We start from the raw sequence: 18,662 nt of genomic DNA on the forward strand, positions 1-18,662 counted from the left end.
ATGTATGTAACTACAGTATTATTGCTTGATAAATCTATATAACATTAATGGTAAGGGAGATTGCAGGACGTTGAAACGAGTATTAACCTTAACATTAGCCTTGGCTATCGTTGCCGGTGGCTATATGTTCGAGGCTAATGGGGCGGGTGAGCAGGTATCGAAGCAGGCACCGCCTATCTCAGAAATAAATACATATACACCGAAAGAGCTTAATGCAAGACAAAAGGATTTGGTGTTGATTGGTCGGTATACGGCAAATGGGGATCAAGCTTCTTTGAAACAAACTATTACATCTGCTATAGAAAGCGGTACATTGACACCTCAAGAGGTGAGCATTGCAATTCGTCAATTGTATTCCGCTGCGGGGTTGAAACAGATGAATACAGCTCTTGCCACCTTTGCGGAATTGCGTGAAGAACGCCCTGAATTTGGGGATGATTATGAAAAATTGGTGCCGAAGCGTACAGGATTGGGTGCCCTTTTGGGGAATGGCACCACTGTAGCGGGGACACTGGAAAAAACTAAAAACGATGAGGATAAGGATGCAGTGCAGTATAATACGTTCCGCATGAAAAAACCGAAACCTCAGAACCGCAATCGCTCCCGTTTAGGTAAATTAGATCGTGAACTGGTAGCGGCTGCAGCATTGGGAACCCGCGTTGGTAAAAACAATTTATTTACCACTGCTGAGAAGAGTCTATCTGAATTAGGGCTTAGCAAGTATCAAATAGAAAATCTTGAAAGCATGATTTTTAACTAGTCTTAGACCTGCTTCTACGGAAGCAGGTCTTTTTGTGCTTAGAATAGGATTGACGTTTATATCCCCCTTTTCTATAATTAAAAAGATAGGTATATGACCTACTTAAATAGATATAAACGATGTAAATAAACGTAAGGAGATAACATGCGCCTTCGAAGAAAACCGTGGATTGATGAGGCTATCCACGAATATGATTCTCATATTATTTTGTCCGGACAGGCGGATCATAAAGGAAAGTGGCGAAACCTCTTTTCACATCCTGAACGGCCTCTCTATATGGAACTTGGAACGGGAAAAGGTCGCTTTATCGCAGGCATGTCAGAGGCTTATCCGGATGCGAATTTTGTGGGCTTTGAGGTACAAATCGGCGTTATTTATTATGCGGCACGAAAAATTTTTGAAGCTAAGCGGGATAATGCGAAAGTATCTTTGTTTGATATTGCCGGTATTGAAGATATTGTAGCACCGGGCGAGGTAGACAGATTTTACATTAACTTCTGTGACCCATGGCCTAAGGCGAAACACGCAAAACGTCGACTCACATATCATACGTTCCTGGATCGATATGCGCGCCTTTTAAAAGACGGCGGAGAGGTGCATTTTAAGACGGATAATGAAGGCTTGTTTATGTTTTCCCTTGAGGAATTCAAGGCCTGCGGCTGGGAACTTAAAAATGTAACCTATGATTTGCATAGTACCGACTTACCGAATGTAAAAACTGAGTACGAAGAGAAATTCAGTGCAAAAGGGCAGCCGATTTTCCGTTTGGAAGCGATTAAACCGAAAGTCATAAAGGAGGTTTAATATGGAATCTCCAAATAAAGGCATCAGTCGTTGGGGGACGCTTTTCAAAAATGACCTGCAAGGCATGTTATTGCCTATATTGATTATTACGATTATAGGTAGTATTAATATTTTTAGTGCCACCTATATCAGCTCTATTTCCGATAATACGGGGCTGCTAGGATATTTTCCAAGACATCTTGCATATCTGATTTTATCTATAATAATGGGGATTCTTTTGTATCGTTATGATTATAGACGATTGCAGAAGCAACATATTCTGCAACGAATCATGGTGATTACGGCTATCAGTCTGATCATTGTTTTTGCGATGGGGACCGTTATCAATGGCGCTCGACGTTGGATTGTCATAGGGCCTATATCCATTCAGCCGTCGGAGTTTGCTAAACTGGCGGCCATCATATGGACATCGGCAAAATTGAGTACGATGAAGTGGAAACGCCCCAGATTTAAATCCCCTCTTCCTGATGTAGGCGGTTATTTAATCGAGCGATTGCGTTATATGCTGCCGACATTGGGGTGGCCGATCATTTTTGGCTTGTTGACGATTCTTCAACCTGATATGGGTACAATGGTACTCATTCTAGGGTTTTCTTTTATCTTGATTTACTTAGCCGGATTTGACGGGAAGTTCTTTGGCGGTGCTTTTGTAGTAGCGGCTTTCCTTGGATTTTTATTAGCGCGATCTTCGCCGTACCGTTGGGAGCGTATACAATCCTGGTTTGATCCGTGGCCTCATGCTCAGGATATGGGCTATCAGACGGTACAGGGCTTGTTGGCTGTCGGCTCCGGAGGCCTTTTCGGTGAAGGCTTCATGCAAGGTACGTCTAAGTATTTTTATCTGCCCGAAGCGCATACGGACTTTGCGTTTGCCGTGTGGGCTCAAGAGATGGGCTTTGCCGGTGCCGTATTTGTAGTTTTACTGGTAGCCGTTTTCACATATTTTGGATTCCGCATTGCTAACAAATCGCGCGATACATTCGGCAAATGGTTAGCGATGGGGATTACATTGCTCATCAGTGGTCAGGCATTCTTTAATATTGCCATGGTCTGTGGGATCATGCCTGTTACGGGGGTACCGTTGCCGTTTGTCAGCTATGGCGGTTCATCTTTATTGATGAATTTTATGGCTGTCGGGATTTTGGCCAGCATCGGACGCCGTAATGTGGAAGGCGTGAAACAGGTCGGTACACCGGATGCATTACCGTCATTGCGGGAGGAAACGCAGAGCCGCTTCAGACCGCGAACGGTGAAAAATTCAGGGGAAACAGCGTTTCCGGGACCTTTTAAACCGAACGAAAGTCGTAAGCGACCTGTTCGGACCCGCAAGCGTCCTGATGGTCGTTAATATATAGTGTTATATAACATGTTGTGTATAGACTGAGTGATATGATTTAATCTGTCGCTTATTTTTAAAATCAATCCAGTTCCTGTTGTTGTGTGAGGAAAAACGATGAACGATTACATTGATATTCAAGAACGCCCGTCCTGGGGGAAAATGTTACTCCTTAGCTTTCAACATTTATTTGCCATGTTTGGTTCTACCGTGCTTGTTCCGTATTTACTGAAAGTAGATCCGGCAACGGCGCTGTTTATGAACGGCATCGGTACATTATTATACCTGTTCGTGTGTAAAGGACGTATCCCCGCATACCTCGGCTCCAGCTTTGCGTTTATTGCGCCTGTAGGCGCCGTATTAGCGGCGGGATTAGGCTATGAAGCGGCGAAGGGTGCCTTTGTTGTATTCGGTCTGTCCTTTGTGATTTTGTCCTTTCTGGTCAGATATATCGGAACGCGTTGGATTGATAAGCTTTTTCCACCGGCTGCGATGGGGGCCATCGTTGCTATCATCGGCCTCGAACTGGCACCGGTTGCCATGGGAATGTCCGGCCTCATCGGAGATCAGAACCTCGGGATGAGTCATAGTCAAGCCATCATCGTTTCTATGTTCTCATTGGTTGTAACATTGCTCGGTACGGTTGTGTTCAGAGGGTTTCTTGCGGTCATTCCGGTTCTTATCGGTGTTGTGGCCGGATATATTCTGTCCGCCTTTATGGGTGTTGTGAATTTTTCCGGCGTAGAGGCGGCACCATGGTTCTCGTTGCCGCAGTTCTACGGTATGCCTGTCTTTGATATCAATGCGATTATCATGATTATGCCGGCACTTTTCGTTGTATTTGCGGAACATGTAGGCCATCTGGTGGTTACCAGTAACATTGTAGGAAAGGACTTGATGAAGGAACCGGGTTTGCAACGGTCTTTGTTGGGTGACGGCTTAGCTAACATCTTATCCGGCTTTTTCGGTGCCACTCCGAATACGACATACGGTGAAAATATTGGGGTTCTCGCTATTACTCGATGCTTCAGCGTCTGGGTGATAGGCGGCGCGGCCGTATTGGCGATGATTGTTTCCTTCGTAGGTAAGGTGGCTGCCTTAATTCATGCGATTCCGGTACCGGTTATGGGCGGCGTATCGATTCTGCTATTCGGCATTATCGCCGCATCCGGATTGCGCATGCTCGTTGAGCGCAAGGTGGATTATACGAATCCCGTTAATATGATTCTTACATCCGTTATTCTCGTCGTAGGTCTTAGCGGTGCGGAACTCGTTGTGGGACCGATTGTGCTGAAAGGTATGGGCCTTGCTACAGTGGTAGGTATGGCGATGAGTATCATCTTATTGATTTTGCAGAAAACGGGTATCGGTAACGATCAGCTTAAGAAAACTGATGTATAAAAATTGTTTTTAAACATAATTTGATGCACAATCAATATAACAGAACAATGTATTATAAATATAATTAAACATTGAATGTACAGTATATCGATAAATTAATATCTATGTGCGACAAAACGACTGCTTTTATCATATGTATGATGGTGAAAGCAGTCGTTTTTTATTTGTAAATTATCGTTCGTATTGTATAATAGACATATAAGTTGCGTAAAATTAATTAAAGAGAGGAGGCTCTATGGAGTTTTTAATATGGATAGTCATAGGGATAGCTCTGATGGCTGTAGAATTGGTCGTACCCGGCGGGATTTTAGGAATCATCGGATATTGTTTCTTCCTGTGGGGTGTTTATGTGGCACTAGGGGAAGGAACGACAGCACTCTATGCAGTATTGGCATTGACCGCACTTTTAATTGTATTATTAGTGGTATTTTTTAATCATTTCGAAAAAACTTGGCTCGGTCGGCTCTTTACTTTGGGGCAGAGGTCGACCGCAAAAGCCGGTTATATATCTAATGATGTACAGGCCGATTTAGTCGGTAAGACCGGTGTGGCGCACACTACATTACGCCCTGCAGGAATTGCAAAAATCGATGATACCTTGGTGGATGTCGTTACCGAGGGGGACTTTATCGATGAGGGCACACCTATTGTGGTGCTTCGTGTAGTGGGAGGACGGAATATTGTAAGAAAACAGGGATGATATTTAAAAGATCTTCTGTTTGTTTTATTAGTGAAATTTTTTATTAGTAAATTATTATCTAATATTCGCTAAATTCGCTAAAAATTTAGGTTAAAAAAATTTCAGGCTGTTTTATGATTTTATGGAGGTAATTATGGATATAGGTATTTTAATTTTGATTCCCATTCTGATCATTGGGATTATGGTATTTTTATATGTAGTTCCGTTGGGACTATGGGTGTCCGCACTCGCAGCGGGCGTTAATGTAGGTATTTTTACCCTTGTAGGGATGCGGTTGCGTCGCGTTAATCCATCTCAGATCGTAATGCCTCTCATCAAGGCGAACAAAGCCGGTCTGGATGTGAATGTAAACCAACTGGAAGCACATTACCTTGCAGGCGGTGATGTTGACCGTGTTGTAGATGCGTTGATCGCCGCTGAACGTGCATCAATCCCATTGACCTTTGAACGTTCCGCCGCTATCGATCTCGCCGGCCGTGATGTGTTGGAAGCCGTTCAGATGTCCGTTAATCCTAAGGTTATCGAAACGCCGATTATTTCCGCAGTGGCGAAAAACGGTATCGAATTGAAAGTTCGCGCTCGTGTAACGGTGCGTGCTAATATCGACCGCCTTGTTGGCGGTGCCGGTGAAGCTACGATTATCGCCCGTGTAGGTGAAGGTATCGTAACTACGGTAGGTTCCTCTGAAGAACATACGGATGTTTTGGAAAATCCGGATCACATCTCACGTACCGTATTGGGTAAAGGTCTTGATGCGGGTACCGCATTTGAAATCTTGTCCATCGATATTGCGGACGTGGACGTAGGACGTAATATCGGTGCTCAGTTACAAACTGATCAGGCTGAAGCCGATAAGAAAATCGCTCAGGCCCGCGCCGAAGAACGCCGTGCTATGGCGGTTGCTACAGAGCAGGAAATGCGTGCTAAAACACAAGACATGCAGGCTAAGGTTGTGGAAGCGCAGGCAGAGGTGCCAAGAGCATTGGCGGAAGCTTTCAGAAACGGCAATTTAGGTGTTATGGATTACTATAATATGAATAATATTATCGCCGATACTAAAATGCGTGAAAATTTAGCGGATGGTGAATAGGAGCGGTTATGGACTCTATCTTGTCTACAGTGCTATCGATTTTTGAGCATAACCCGGTATTTGCGCTTATGATTATCGGATATGTCTTATTTTCCTTTTTGAAGAATTCAAAATCTAAGAATTCTCAGGACTCTGATGAAGAAGCGTACACTTCGTATTCAAACTCTGAAGAGATGACGTGGGAGGATATGGAAAAAGAGTACGGCATTTCTATAGAGCGCAAGGTAGCCCCCTCAGAACTTGATGTGGAGAGGCCGGTTGAACGTGCTGCCGAAGAGCAGGCGACTTCCTTTAAAACAACAACTCAGGAGCCTGAAACTATAGAATCACAGAAAACGGTTGCAAAGCCTGTGCAAGATAAGCCTACAGGCTCATCAAATCCTATAGGAGCAGCTACAGGAACTGCTGGAGGATCCGTCGAGGGTCCTACATTGCAGGAGCGCTTGGCGGCCTTTAAGCGTGATAAAACAGGAAAAATAGGTGAAGTTCTGGCTGATAATATAGGCGTGACTGCATCATCAATAACAAAGCCGAAGGTTAATAAAAAGCATCTCTCTGTAAGAGAGGGAATGAAATGGTCTTTCATTTTAGGAAAACCGAAAGCTCTTGAACGCAGATATCGCTGATTTTATCGCGGCTTAGGGTTATTATATAATTACATATTTAAAGAGGTTCCTATTGGTCACCCCTGTGACTGATGGGAACCTCTTATTTATTGTATTTTAGGTGTATAGCTTTCATAATACAGGGGAGAGGAGTTCGTTTATGAGAGAAGGTGTTTTTATGTATCGAAATGTGCGTGTCATTCCGAGCCGGTTATTATATGAATTGTATGTAGAGAAGAAATGGAGCCTGAGAGATGTGGCGGAATACTTTCAGTGTAGCGTAGATACGATTGAACGTCGCATGAAGGCGTATCAGATTCCTCGGCGGCCTCTGAAAAAAGAAATCAATATGAGACATGTTCAATCCCTGTATGAAACAGGGCGGTGGTCTCTCTCTGCCTTGGCGAAACGGTATGGCGTGTCGGTCACAACGATGGCTAATCGCATGCGTGAACATGGACTTTTGTGTTCCGCATCTCATAGTCCTGTATCGATGGATGTAGTAAAAATATGTAAGGCCTATGAAAGTGGTAATAGTACGGATTATATTGCACGGATTTATGGACTGTCACGGTGGAAGGTGCTGCATGTATTGCGTCATATGGGCCTTTCGGTAAGGCGGAACAGGCACAGGTCGGATCGGGTGGATGAAATGGCGTACCTTTATACACATCATTGCATGAGCACTGATGATATCGCCCTTGCGTATGGCGTAAAGGGCGCGACGGTTGCCGTGTATTTGAGAGAATACGGTATTACCCTTCGTTCAAATAGATTGGACCTTGATGAAAATCGCATACGCACATTGCGCGGAGAAGGCCTAGGGGTCAGGCGTATAGCCCAAATGATGGGATGTTCGGCTTCGGCGGTGAGAAAACGGCTGGAACGTAATTATTCGACATATAATCATTAGGTACGCTATCGTATATCCTTGATGTAATGAGGCAGATACTATATACTTAAATTTATACAACGATGGGAGGATTATTATGTTTGAAATTATATCTGCTTTTGTACCTTTTTTATTACTCGGGTTTATTGTAGCCGGACTGTCTCGTTTATCAGGGGTAGCTCTATCGATGATTATTGTTCCGACTATATTGATTTGGGGTGCTGCACCCGTGGACGTAATCGCGTTTATGTTGTTGTTCGTGGTATACAACAACTTTACGACGGAAACACAGGATATACGACTTGATTATAAGGATTTGGTTCTGTTTCCTAAATGGCGTATTTGCATTCCGTTCATTTTAACCTTGGTTATTACGTTCTTCCTTCTCCCTGCTGCAGGACTTGCCTTCTTTATGGCTTGTTTTGTTTTAGAGATGGTGGCGACTGTATATAAACGGATTCCTGAAAATCAACGTCCTCAGGTTTATCGCGTGATAGTATTGGCTGTTTTAAGTGCCGTTGTGACAGCGGTAGGGGCTTATGCAGGACCTCAAATCCCGGGTGAATACTACTTTATCTGTGCCGGTGCTGCTGTTTTGGTAATTACCGCTTTTGCCTGGTACGCAGGCAATCATCGTAATGCTTTCAAAAGTACATGGGAATTTATCTGGGTTGATTTTAATGTACTCCTCGGTATGTTCGGCGTTGAAGCATCGAATTATCCGGAAGGGATTAAGCGTTCCTTTACAAGTCCGATGACTCGTATGTTGCCGATGCTTACTGTTGTAGGCGGATATGCGGGCCTTATGGTTGTTTTTGCGGTATACGGTATGTTCTCCATTCCGTCGTTGATCACCGCTATCGGTAGCGCCATCGGTATTCGTTTCTTCGGACTGTATGAATTCCCGAGAACCGGCGGCTTTTCGTATCTGGCTATCGGGTTTGCGGTAATGGCGGTAATATGTTTGTACCTCGTATATCCGGAACCTGTCGGTTTTGATTATATTAATGAGCTTGTTTCCAAGCCTTTAGGACAATAGTTCTTAGTGTGATATTATTCATTGGATTATTTAGCACTGTTGGGTGCATAATGGATGGTGAAAGGAGTTGATGCCGTATGGCAGAAGTAATTGAAACGAGACCGTTTCCTCCGTTTTTACCGTCTCAGGCGACGGTTATGATGATGGGAACATTTCCTCCCGCTGCGGAGAAACGGGCTATGGAGTTTCACTATCCAAATTTTCAGAATGATATGTGGCGCGTATTTGGCCTTGTTTTCTTTGGTGAGAAAGATCATTTCAGAAAAGGTGAAGAAAAGGCGATGGATCCTGAAAAAATCAAACAGTTTTTAGATGAAAAAGGGATTGCTTCTTGTCCGACTGTGTATAAAGCGATTCGTGAGCATGGTAATGCATCCGACGCATTTCTTGATGTGGTGGAAACAGTTAATTTGGGAGACGTGCTTAAACAAATTCCTGATTGCAAACATATCGGTACTACAGGCGGTAAGGCGACGGAAATCCTATTGAGCCTTTTGCCTGAGAAGGTGAAATTGCCGAAGACAGGAGAAACGATTCCCTTTGTATACGATGGTCGCGAATTGACATTAACCCGATTGCCGTCGACATCGAGAGCCTATCCGTTAAGTTTGGTGAAAAAGGCTGACGCTTATAAGAATTTCTTTCATCAGTGCGGATTAACAACAAAATAATCATAAGAAATAACCTTTGAAAACAGTTTCACCTGGTCTGTAAGATGAGAATAGTAAGACTCAGGATGTATTTTCAAAGGTATTTTTATGTCTGCTACAACGTTGCAGGAATATATGTGATTTGTTATCGATCAAATTTGTTGAATGAGTTGAATTATCAAAAAATAATATGAGAATTTAAATACTTATAGTGTGAATATAATAAAAGATTTATAGAATTATTTATAAATAAAATTAATAACAAAAATAACTTTTTAATTCTTGCTTTTTGTCGCGAGAGGTCTATAATTAACCATTGTCATCACATGGTTGACAATTACGTGAGAATTGGAGTTGATATTATGGATAAGGCTAAAGAGGCCTTATGGACGAAGGCGTTTGTCCTCGATACGGTGATTAATTTTCTTGTATTTTTAATTTATTATTTATTGATTGTTATTATTGCCGTTGTTGCAAAAGATACACTTCATGCTACTGCGAGTCAGGCCGGCTTGGCTGTAGGCATTTATATTATCGGTACCGTTGTGGCACGACTTTTGGCAGGGCGCTTTATCAGTGTCCTCGGATGTCGTAAAATGCTCTATGTAGGACTTTTGATTTATCTGGCATCTACAGCGATGTACTTTTATACACCGAATCTTTTGATTCTTGATAGCGTACGATTTTTGAACGGTTTTGCTTACGGTATTACATCTACGGCGACGAGTACTATCGTGGCCGCTATTATTCCTATGTCCCGTCGCGGGGAAGGCATCAATTATTATGGGCTGTCTACATCTCTCGCTGCTGCGGTAGGTCCATTTCTCGGGATTCTCATGCTTCACACTGTCGGATATGATTTTATCATTGCCTTCTGTGTGGCCCTCATTATTCTTTGTGTAATCGGGGCGGTTATCATGAAATTTAAAGAACCGAATCTTGCCATTGAGTCTGAAAGCCATAAGGGTATCAGAATTTCCGATTATATTGAACCTCGTATGAATTCTATCAGCCTCGTGTCCGTATTGGTGGGTTTTGCTTACTCCGGTGTTATCGGTTTTATGGCATCCTATACGCGTGAGATTAATCTTATTATGGCGGGTACGTTCTTTTTTGTTGTATACGCCGTGGTCATTACCATCACACGCCCTTTATTGGGTCTCCTCTTTGATATGAAAGGGGAAAACTTCGTATTGTATCCTTGTTTTATCTCGTTGGCATTCGGTATCTTTTTGTTGAGTACCGCCGATTCTACATGGATTGTATTGTTGTCCGCCGTATTCGTCGGTCTCGGTTATGGTACATTCATGTCCAACGGACAGGCGGTAACCGTTAAAATCGTACCGGTTCATCGTATCGGCGTGGCTACATCTACTTATTTTATCGCTCTTGATATGGGACTCGGCTTCGGGCCATATATACTCGGCGGGGTGAAAGAAATGGTTGGATATACCAGTATGTTCCAACTCACCGTTGTGGTAGCTCTCGTGGCATTTGCGGCGTATTATTTTCTATACGGTCGCCTTGTGGGAACCGATAAGGATCTTTCTTTGAAAGCTCGTGCCGAAGAAGAGGAAATTAAAAATCGTAAACGTTCGGCAGAAAAAGTTTAATCGCTTATTAGAATAGGTCTAATAATATATAGATAATATTTTTAATATGTTCGACAAATAAGTATTTGGAAATTTAATTGCTTATGTTGCGTTGTATATAATGAAAGCCCTCTATTCCGTTCGGGATAGAGGGCTTTGTTATTGCTGTCTGGTTTGGGCGTAATGTTATAAGATTTTTCCCTATACTATTTGTCCTATACGCCTATGTTTATGGTGTATATACATAGTTATGGCAGATGCAAATTATTTATCAATATTTACGATGTTGACGATAACTTCCACGGCTTTTTTCATGTCATCGATGCAGGCGAATTCATGGCGACCGTGAAGGTTTTCCACACCCGTAAAGATATTCGGCGTAGGAATGCCCATGAAGGAAATTTTGGAGCCGTCCGTACCGCCCCGGATGGGATCGCAAAGCGGTGTAATACCGGCTTTTTTCATAGCCGCTTTGGCTACGTTCACGCATTCCATATTATCCTTGATGATATCGTACATATTATAATATTGATCTTTGACAGAGATTTCGCAGACTTCGCGGCCGTAAATATCGTTTAGCGTTTGACCTGCCTGTATAAAGAAAGTTTTTTTCGCTTCAAATAATTGTTTGTCGTGGTCGCGGATGATGTAGTTCATTTTGCCTGTGTCTACTTGCGTTTCCATGCTCATGAGCATGAAGAAACCCTGACGACCTGCTGTGTGCTCAGGGACCGCGGCACCCGGTAGAAGCGCATCAAACTGCATGGCCAGTTTAGCACAGTTTATCATGATACCCTTGGCAGTGCCTGTATGAACGGATACGCCCTTGAGGGTAACGGTTCCGCCGGCGGCGTTAAATGTTTCGTATTCAAGCTGCCCCAGATTTTCACCATCGATTGTGTATGCGTAATCTACAGGAAATTGAGATACATCGAAATGGTCGGCGCCGGTGCCGATTTCCTCGTCGGGACCGAAGGCGCACATAATCTTACCGTGTTTGATTTCCGGATGAGCCACGAGATAGGAGAGTGCTTCCATGATTTCACAGATGCCCGCCTTATCGTCGCCGCCGAGCAATGTGAGCCCGTCTGTTACAACTAAGGATTTGCCGATGTAATTTTTAAGATTCGGAAAGTCCGCACGACGCGTGAAAATCTGATGCTCTTCATTGAGGCAGATATCGTTGCCGTCGTAGTTTTCGATGATGCGCGGTTTGATATTTTCCGCATTGTAGTCCGCTGTATCCATGTGCGCGATAAAGCCGATAGCAGGGGCCGGCTCATCCGTATTGGCATTGAGGGTTCCGATAACGAATCCGTTGTCATGATTATAGATGACTTCGTTAAGGCCGATAGCTTTCAAATCCGGCACCAGTACATTGGTGGCGAAATCCACCTGCGTTTGTGTGCTTGGGATGGTCGTGCTGTCTTCGTTGGATCGTGTATTTATACTCGTATATCGTATAAAACGTTCAACCATTGGTTCCATAATGCGCCTCCTTGTAACTAAACATACGTGTTATACATGTCAGTACTTGTTATGCCGTTACATAATAAAGATGTTTAATATACTTTCATTGTAGAACAGAGGCGGAGAAAATGCAAAATATATTGAAGAATAAAGTGTAAAAATATTCCTGTTATGCATATAAAGTAATTGAATCATGTATAATGCCGTGATAGTATAAAGGTGAATAGATATACGACTCTATTAATGTTATGTGAGGAGGTTTTACCATGTCGGACGAAATTCGTTCAATTCCGCCCGTAGAACCTGTGTTGGATCCTAAGAAGGACTATACGGAGATTAATTCTTATGTAGTATTCTGGGGTCTGTTCTACGCGGCAATTTTTACACTGGCCGTGGGGTATCTATGCTTGAAAATCGGTCAAACTGTAGATGCCTTTGCACCGGTATCCGTGCTCGCTATGGGGACGGCGGTTATCTTGAAACGGAAAAATGCTTTTGCTGAAACCGTTCATATTCAAGCGATTGCCAGCTCCAGCACGAACACATTGGCAGGGGCCATGTTCTTTCTGCCGGCGCTCTATATTTGGGGCGTAACGGATGTATCCTTTGCACAAATGGCGATTCCTATTATACTCGGCGGTGTATTAGGTGTTCTATTATGCGTTATGTTCCGTCGCTATTTCGTAGAGGAAATGCATTATGTATATCCGTTCCCAAGTGGTCGTGCCGCTGCGGAAGTGTTGATGAGTAATGAAGGCAGCAGGGCAAAACTCATGATCGGTTCCGGCCTTGTCGCTTTGCTGTATGATTTTATCCTCAACAGTTTAGGGTGGTGGCAAGAGGTTATTCGCACCATGAGCTTTAAATGGGGGGCTATTTTAGCGGATAAGACGAAAATATCTGCCGCTGTCGATACGGATGCTGCATTGCTCGGGTTAGGTTACTTTACGGGGCTCCGTTATGCGGCTATCATCGCTGCCGGCTCCTTCTTTTCATGGTTTGTATGTATCCCGATTGTCTATTTCTTGGCACCGGAACATGTGATGCACATCAACGGACAGGAGGTCCTTTTAGGGGATGCGCCTATTCGTAAGGTCTTCCTTGATTATGTACGTCATATCGGTATCGGTATGCTTGCTATGGCCGGTATTATCGGACTTTTAACGATGTCCAAGGTCGTGGCCAGCGTCGTTAAAAATGCGGTTCTCGATATTTTCAGCTCCAAGACGGTGGATGTTAATTTGCTTCGCACGCAACGCGACGTGCCTACGTCTTGGATCGGTGCAGGTATTCTGTTATGTACGGTTTTATTTGCCGCATATTTCCATGTGATGTATGCTGAAAGCTTCGCTCAGACAATTGTAGCGTTTCTTATCGTTCTCATCATGTCCTTCCTGTTGGCAGTAGTAGGCATCAGCTCTATCGCTTATACAGGAACGGAACCGGTTTCAGGGATGACGATTTTTATGATTATCATCTCCGCTGTATGTTTGACAGCAGCAGGTATGACCGGTAAAGTCGGTATGGTTGCGGTCCTCATGATGGCATCCTTTATAGGTACGACCATCGGTATGGCCGGCAACTTCATGTCTGAACTAAAAGTGGCGCATATGACAGGTGCAACACCTAAGAAAATGGAGCAATGGCAAATCGTCGGTACCATCCTTTGTGCCGTTCTTTCCGTAGGTGTTATGATTCTCTTGAACGATGCATACGGATTCGTAGGGGACCATGCTCTTAATGCTCCGCAAGCGAACGCTATGGCTGCCATTATTGAACCGATGATGACGGGCGGTAGTGCTCAGTGGCCTTTATATATGGCCGGTGCATTCTTTGCCGTTATCTTGTGGATGATAAAGGTTCCGCCTTTGGCATTTGCCCTCGGTACATATTTGCCGATGGAAATCAATACGCCTCTACTTATCGGCGGTTTGATTTCCTACCTTGTACAAAATAGTACAAAAGATAAAGCGTTAGCTGATCTTCGTTTCTCTAAAGGCAGTACAATCGCATCCGGTCTTGTTGCCGGTGGTGCAATCGGCTCCTTATTCAGTGCGGTTCTTCGCATTGCCGGGGTCAATGTATTTGCTGAAACATGGGTGGAAACACCGGAAGCTACATATCTTGGTATCGTAATGTACTTGTTATTATGTACATTCCTTTATAAGGTTGCTATGTACATAAAAGAGAAAAAAGTAGCAAAATAGAGTCGTTATAGATTACGAATATCTTTCATTCATAAAAGAACTCCTTTTGAGATTTTCCAAAGGGAGTTCTTTTTCTTGCGAAAATAAGTGCATTATTAGATATTTCGGTTCATAGCTAATTCAGGTATATCGATAAGGAAATATAGATAAGGGCACGTAGCTGATTTGATGTGTTGCTAAGTGCATTCTGATGTATAGTTAACGCTGCTTTTAGACATCATTTCAGGTATCTGGATATTTCAGTTGAGCCTCGGTCATAGTTATAAGTTATATTATTTTAAAACCTATTTTTATAGTCGGGATTGTTGACCTCGTATATATACGATGATATGATATGTATATATTACCCCTATAGGTATATCGATTTTGTGTATATCTTTATTAATGGGGGTTAATTCTGTTAGAGGTATAGAATGAGATTTACAAAATTTGGAGCACTGCTGTGTGCTTTCACAATCGCCGGCAGTTTATTTATCGCCGGCTGTGGCAGTAATACAAGCAATCATGATAAGGTTTGGCGTGTAGGGACGGATGCGACATATGCACCATTCGGATTTAAAGAAAAGAATACGGGCAAACTGGATGGATTTGATATTGATATAATCAATGCTATCGCGAAGGAAGAAGGCGTGGAGGCGGAGATTCAGAATTTGAATTTTGATGCCTTGTTACCGGCATTGCAAAGTAATACTTTGGACATCGCTATTTCAGATATGACTATCTCCGAGGAGCGTGCTAAGTCCGTAGATTTCAGTAATCCGTATTATATTGCCGGTAATGGACTGGTTGTGAATATGGATAATGCGAATATTAAAAGTTTTAAGGATTTGGAAGGAAAGCGTATCGGTGTATCCATCGGATCTACGGGGGCTGAAATTGCCCGTAAAATTCCGAATGCACAAGTGCGTGAGTTTAATCTCATTGTCGATGCGTTTTTAGAATTGCAGAACCGGGGCGTAGACGTTGTAATTAACGATACGCCTGTTAATGAGTATTATGTGATGAATAAAGGGCGGGGAATCGCTAAAGTAACGGGTGAAGATTATGAAGCGGCACCGCTTGGCATCGCTGTGAAAAAGGGGAATGGCGAATTACTAAATAAAATTAATGATGGACTTGCGAAGATCAAAGCGAACGGTAAGTATCGTGAGATTTATAAGAAGTGGTTCGGCAAGGAGCCTCCGGCAGAAGATTTGAAATAGATATTTGTATAGTAGAATCTTGAGGTTGATAGTGGTCAATGTATAGTTTGAGAAGCGCATCTCGTGATATGAGATATGGTTGGAATGGGTGATGTAATGGCTAGAAGAAGTGCATTTTTAGATATTATTGAGGAGCGGGGACAACTCGTGCTGGACGGCGCTTTTGGTACCGAGCTGGAACGCCATGGCTGTGATATTCATGATGAACTGTGGTCATCCAAAATGCTCATCGAAAATCCGGATATTATCAAAAAGGTGCATATCTCGTATTTGGCGGCCGGGGCGGATATTATTGAAAGCTCCGGCTATCAAGCTACCGTAGCGGGGTTTAAGGCTCATGGGTATGGAACGGAAGAGGCGTTGGATCTTGTAAAGTTATCCGTCCGTCTTGCCGTACAAGCGCGGAACGAGTTTATAGAAGCAAAGGCGAGCGGGGCTCTTACATTAAGGGGAATCAAGCTCGGTGAAAAAACTGCTGATGGGGTCCGGTACTATTCGGAAGGGGCTTTGCCTAAACCTTTGGTAGCCGCTTCTGTAGGTCCCTATGGGGCTTTTCTCGCAGACGGCTCCGAATATCGTGGCGATTATGGGGTACAAACGGAATATCTTGAGGTGTTCCATATTCCCCGTCTTGCACTTTTTTGTGAAGAGAATCCTGATGTACTCGCATGTGAAACAGTACCGTCTTATGATGAAGCTATTGCTATTGCAAGGGCTTTATCGGATCCGTTTACGACAAGAGGAATTCCCGCGTGGATATCCTTCTCCTGTAAGGATGAGCATCACATCTCCAGCGGAGAAACGATTATTAAATGTGCCGACATGATTGATAAGGTACGTTCTGTAACGGGTCTTGGTATAAATTGCACGGCACCTGAGTATGTGGAATCGTTGATCAAGGATATTCGCTCTGTCACGGATAAACCCATCGTAGTTTATCCGAATCTCGGTGAAACCTATGACGGTGTTACTAAAACCTGGTCCGGAGATCAAAGCTCATTCATTGATTATGTTGATACCTGGCGAAAGGCAGGGGCAAATATTATCGGTGGTTGCTGTAGGACGAATCCTGAAATTATTGAAAGTATAGCAACGAGAATACATAAAAGTAAGACCCTAGGTTTAACCTAGGGTCTTATTTGCTTTGGCGGAGAGACAGGGATTTGAACCCTGGGTACGGTATAACCGCACACATGATTTCCAATCATGCTCCTTCAGCCGCTCGGACACCTCTCCATGTATTCTGTTGTTTTACAGCTACTCAAATAGTATACGAAAAAGGGATGTCCATGTCAAGGAAAAAATAGAAGATTCATCCGGCTTTCTGAGCCATAAATATGATGAATTTGGTTATATCCGGTGAATTTATGAGAGAAAAGCCACCCTCGATGGGGTGGCTTTTACTGTTATCCGGATATTATTGTACATCCTTGATATCTGCTGCATCGATGGATGCTTTGATATCGTCCGCCATCTTCTCAATTAACGGAAGATCTTCGTCTTTCAAAGAGGACTTGATATCGAGCGGTTCAGATATGATTTCTATATCTTTGAAATCATTTTCAAAGTGAGCCACCATCATTTTCATCGCAGCGGATGCCCAAGAATGGTTGCCGATGATGGATACTTTATGATTTTGGAAGTTGAGAGCTTTCAATTCATGAATGAAGTTTTCCATGGTAAGGTATAGATTCAAGTTGTACGTAGGCGCGATAGTTACCAAATTTGTATATTTCCATGCATCAGCGATGATGTAGGATGCGTTAGTTTTGGATACATCGTAGATTTTGATGTCCGGAATACCGCGTTTCGCTAATTGTTTTGCCAATTGCTGTGCAATATCACGGGTATTGCCGTACATGGAGCCGAAGGCGATAACAACGCCTTTTTTCTCAGCCGTATAGCTGGACCAGTGCATGTATTTTTGCAGGATATACTGGATTGTTTCCGGTGTGCGCCAGATCGGGCCATGAAGCGGTGCAATACGTTTGATTTCAAGAGCGGATACTTTACGGATCGCATTTTGCACTTGAGGACCGTATTTACCGACGATGTTGGTGTAGTAACGGCGAGCTTCTTCCTCATAGGTCGCAACAAAATCGGTCTGGTCCGCAAAAATGTTGCCGTTAATGGTGCCGAATGTACCGAATGCGTCGGCGGAGAACAAGGTGCCTGTAGATTTTTCGTATGTACATGTTACTTCCGGCCAGTGAACCATAGGCATCGTATAGGATACGAGTGTATGCTTGCCGAGGCAGATTTCGTCGCCTTCTTTTACCAAATAGTAATTATCAGGCATCGGCGTGCGATAAAATTGCTCGAATATACGGAAAGTAGTTGCGTTACCGACCAATTTACAATTTGGATAGCGTTGCAATGTTTCGAGTAATGTCTGGCAATGATCCGGTTCCATGTGGTTTACCACGATGTAATCGAGTTCGCGGCCATTTAGAAGGTGAGTCAAGTTGTCAAAGTATTCTTCGCGGATTTCTGCATCCACGCTGTCTACAACACAAGTTTTCTCATCGTCGATGAAATAGCTGTTGTAGCTTACGCCGTTTGGGATGGGGAATAAGTTTTCAAAACGTTCAGTCGTCCAGTCATTACTACCGATCCAGTAGATATGATGAGTCATTTTCTGAGCACAATGCATAATAAAATCCTTTCTTCACTCACATTTGTATACATATAGATTCACGTGAATCATCATGATTGTAAATTATATTGACACTTTATAATACTAATATTTTCGAAAAAAATCAATATGATAACTTTTGGAATACTGTTTTTTCGATTGATTTCGGGCCGATATATGAGTAAGACAGCTTTCAACAGGCGGCATAAAAGTCATTAATATGGTTATAACTGTAAGGATATAGCCTACTCAAAAGAGCAGGCTATGAATCACATATTT

At 43.2% G+C, this 18,662-nt stretch carries 16 protein-coding genes and 1 tRNA gene; 14 read left to right on the plus strand and 3 right to left on the minus strand.

From position 1 onward, the window contains the following. Positions 1-70: 70 nt before the first annotated feature. The 11 genes from CKV62_RS01795 (at position 71) to CKV62_RS01845 (ending at position 10,890) form a co-directional block, all read left to right on the plus strand. Positions 71-760: a hypothetical protein gene (locus CKV62_RS01795; RefSeq protein WP_095065239.1), complete on the plus strand. Its 690-nt coding sequence runs from the start codon at positions 71-73 to the stop codon at positions 758-760. A 144-nt stretch (positions 761-904) separates the two neighbouring features. Then, positions 905-1,564, plus strand: a complete 660-nt coding sequence (gene trmB, locus CKV62_RS01800) for a tRNA (guanosine(46)-N7)-methyltransferase TrmB (RefSeq protein ID WP_038118146.1) — start codon at positions 905-907, stop codon at positions 1,562-1,564. Position 1,565: 1 nt separating this feature from the next. Next, positions 1,566-2,912: an FtsW/RodA/SpoVE family cell cycle protein gene (locus CKV62_RS01805; protein WP_095065242.1), complete on the plus strand. Its 1,347-nt coding sequence runs from the start codon at positions 1,566-1,568 to the stop codon at positions 2,910-2,912. Positions 2,913-3,017: 105 nt separating this feature from the next. Further along, complete coding sequence (gene uraA / locus CKV62_RS01810; protein ID WP_095065244.1) at positions 3,018-4,301, plus strand: uracil permease; 1,284 nt, start codon at positions 3,018-3,020, stop codon at positions 4,299-4,301. Positions 4,302-4,536: 235 nt separating this feature from the next. Next, positions 4,537-5,001, plus strand: coding sequence for an NfeD family protein (locus tag CKV62_RS01815; RefSeq protein ID WP_095065246.1), 465 nt, complete (start codon positions 4,537-4,539; stop codon positions 4,999-5,001). Positions 5,002-5,134: 133 nt separating this feature from the next. Next, positions 5,135-6,091, plus strand: coding sequence for a flotillin-like protein FloA (floA, locus tag CKV62_RS01820; protein ID WP_095065248.1), 957 nt, complete (start codon positions 5,135-5,137; stop codon positions 6,089-6,091). 8 nt (positions 6,092-6,099) lie between these two features. Beyond that, positions 6,100-6,717, plus strand: a complete 618-nt coding sequence (locus CKV62_RS01825) for a hypothetical protein (protein WP_095065250.1) — start codon at positions 6,100-6,102, stop codon at positions 6,715-6,717. Between the two features lie 139 nt (positions 6,718-6,856). Beyond that, complete coding sequence (locus tag CKV62_RS01830; RefSeq protein WP_231968350.1) at positions 6,857-7,609, plus strand: helix-turn-helix domain-containing protein; 753 nt, start codon at positions 6,857-6,859, stop codon at positions 7,607-7,609. 76 nt (positions 7,610-7,685) lie between these two features. Continuing rightward, positions 7,686-8,627 (plus strand): hypothetical protein, encoded by a 942-nt coding sequence (locus tag CKV62_RS01835; protein WP_095065252.1) that lies wholly within the window; start codon positions 7,686-7,688, stop codon positions 8,625-8,627. A gap of 77 nt (positions 8,628-8,704) precedes the next feature. Further along, a complete protein-coding gene (locus CKV62_RS01840) occupies positions 8,705-9,298 on the plus strand; it encodes a uracil-DNA glycosylase family protein (RefSeq protein ID WP_095065254.1) in 594 nt (197 codons plus the stop codon). Between the two features lie 341 nt (positions 9,299-9,639). Then, on the plus strand, positions 9,640-10,890 hold the full coding sequence (locus CKV62_RS01845; RefSeq protein WP_095065256.1) for an MFS transporter: 1,251 nt from the start codon (positions 9,640-9,642) through the stop codon (positions 10,888-10,890). Positions 10,891-11,133: 243 nt separating this feature from the next. Here CKV62_RS01845 and pepT read toward each other — a convergent pair whose 3' ends face one another. Beyond that, positions 11,134-12,357 (minus strand): peptidase T, encoded by a 1,224-nt coding sequence (gene pepT, locus CKV62_RS01850; RefSeq protein ID WP_095065258.1) that lies wholly within the window; start codon positions 12,355-12,357, stop codon positions 11,134-11,136. A gap of 248 nt (positions 12,358-12,605) precedes the next feature. Between pepT and CKV62_RS01855 the strand changes: the two genes are divergently transcribed. The 3 genes from CKV62_RS01855 to mmuM all read left to right on the plus strand — a co-directional run bounded on the left by CKV62_RS01855 (position 12,606) and on the right by mmuM (position 16,879). Next, entirely contained in the window at positions 12,606-14,546 is a 1,941-nt protein-coding gene (locus CKV62_RS01855) for an OPT family oligopeptide transporter (RefSeq protein WP_095065260.1), read from the plus strand. Positions 14,547-14,959: 413 nt separating this feature from the next. After that, positions 14,960-15,748, plus strand: a complete 789-nt coding sequence (locus CKV62_RS01860) for a basic amino acid ABC transporter substrate-binding protein (RefSeq protein WP_095065262.1) — start codon at positions 14,960-14,962, stop codon at positions 15,746-15,748. A 96-nt stretch (positions 15,749-15,844) separates the two neighbouring features. Then, positions 15,845-16,879, plus strand: a complete 1,035-nt coding sequence (gene mmuM, locus CKV62_RS01865) for a homocysteine S-methyltransferase (protein ID WP_095066691.1) — start codon at positions 15,845-15,847, stop codon at positions 16,877-16,879. 14 nt (positions 16,880-16,893) lie between these two features. On the opposite strand, the gene CKV62_RS01870 is transcribed toward mmuM, so the two are convergent. Both CKV62_RS01870 and CKV62_RS01875 read right to left on the minus strand, forming a co-directional pair. Beyond that, positions 16,894-16,984: transfer RNA gene (locus CKV62_RS01870), tRNA-Ser, on the minus strand. Between the two features lie 181 nt (positions 16,985-17,165). Continuing rightward, positions 17,166-18,401, minus strand: a complete 1,236-nt coding sequence (locus CKV62_RS01875) for an FprA family A-type flavoprotein (protein ID WP_095065264.1) — start codon at positions 18,399-18,401, stop codon at positions 17,166-17,168. Positions 18,402-18,662 lie beyond the last annotated feature (261 nt).

It is taken from the genome of Veillonella rodentium (genome assembly GCF_900187285.1).
Lineage (GTDB): Bacteria > Bacillota > Negativicutes > Veillonellales > Veillonellaceae > Veillonella > Veillonella rodentium.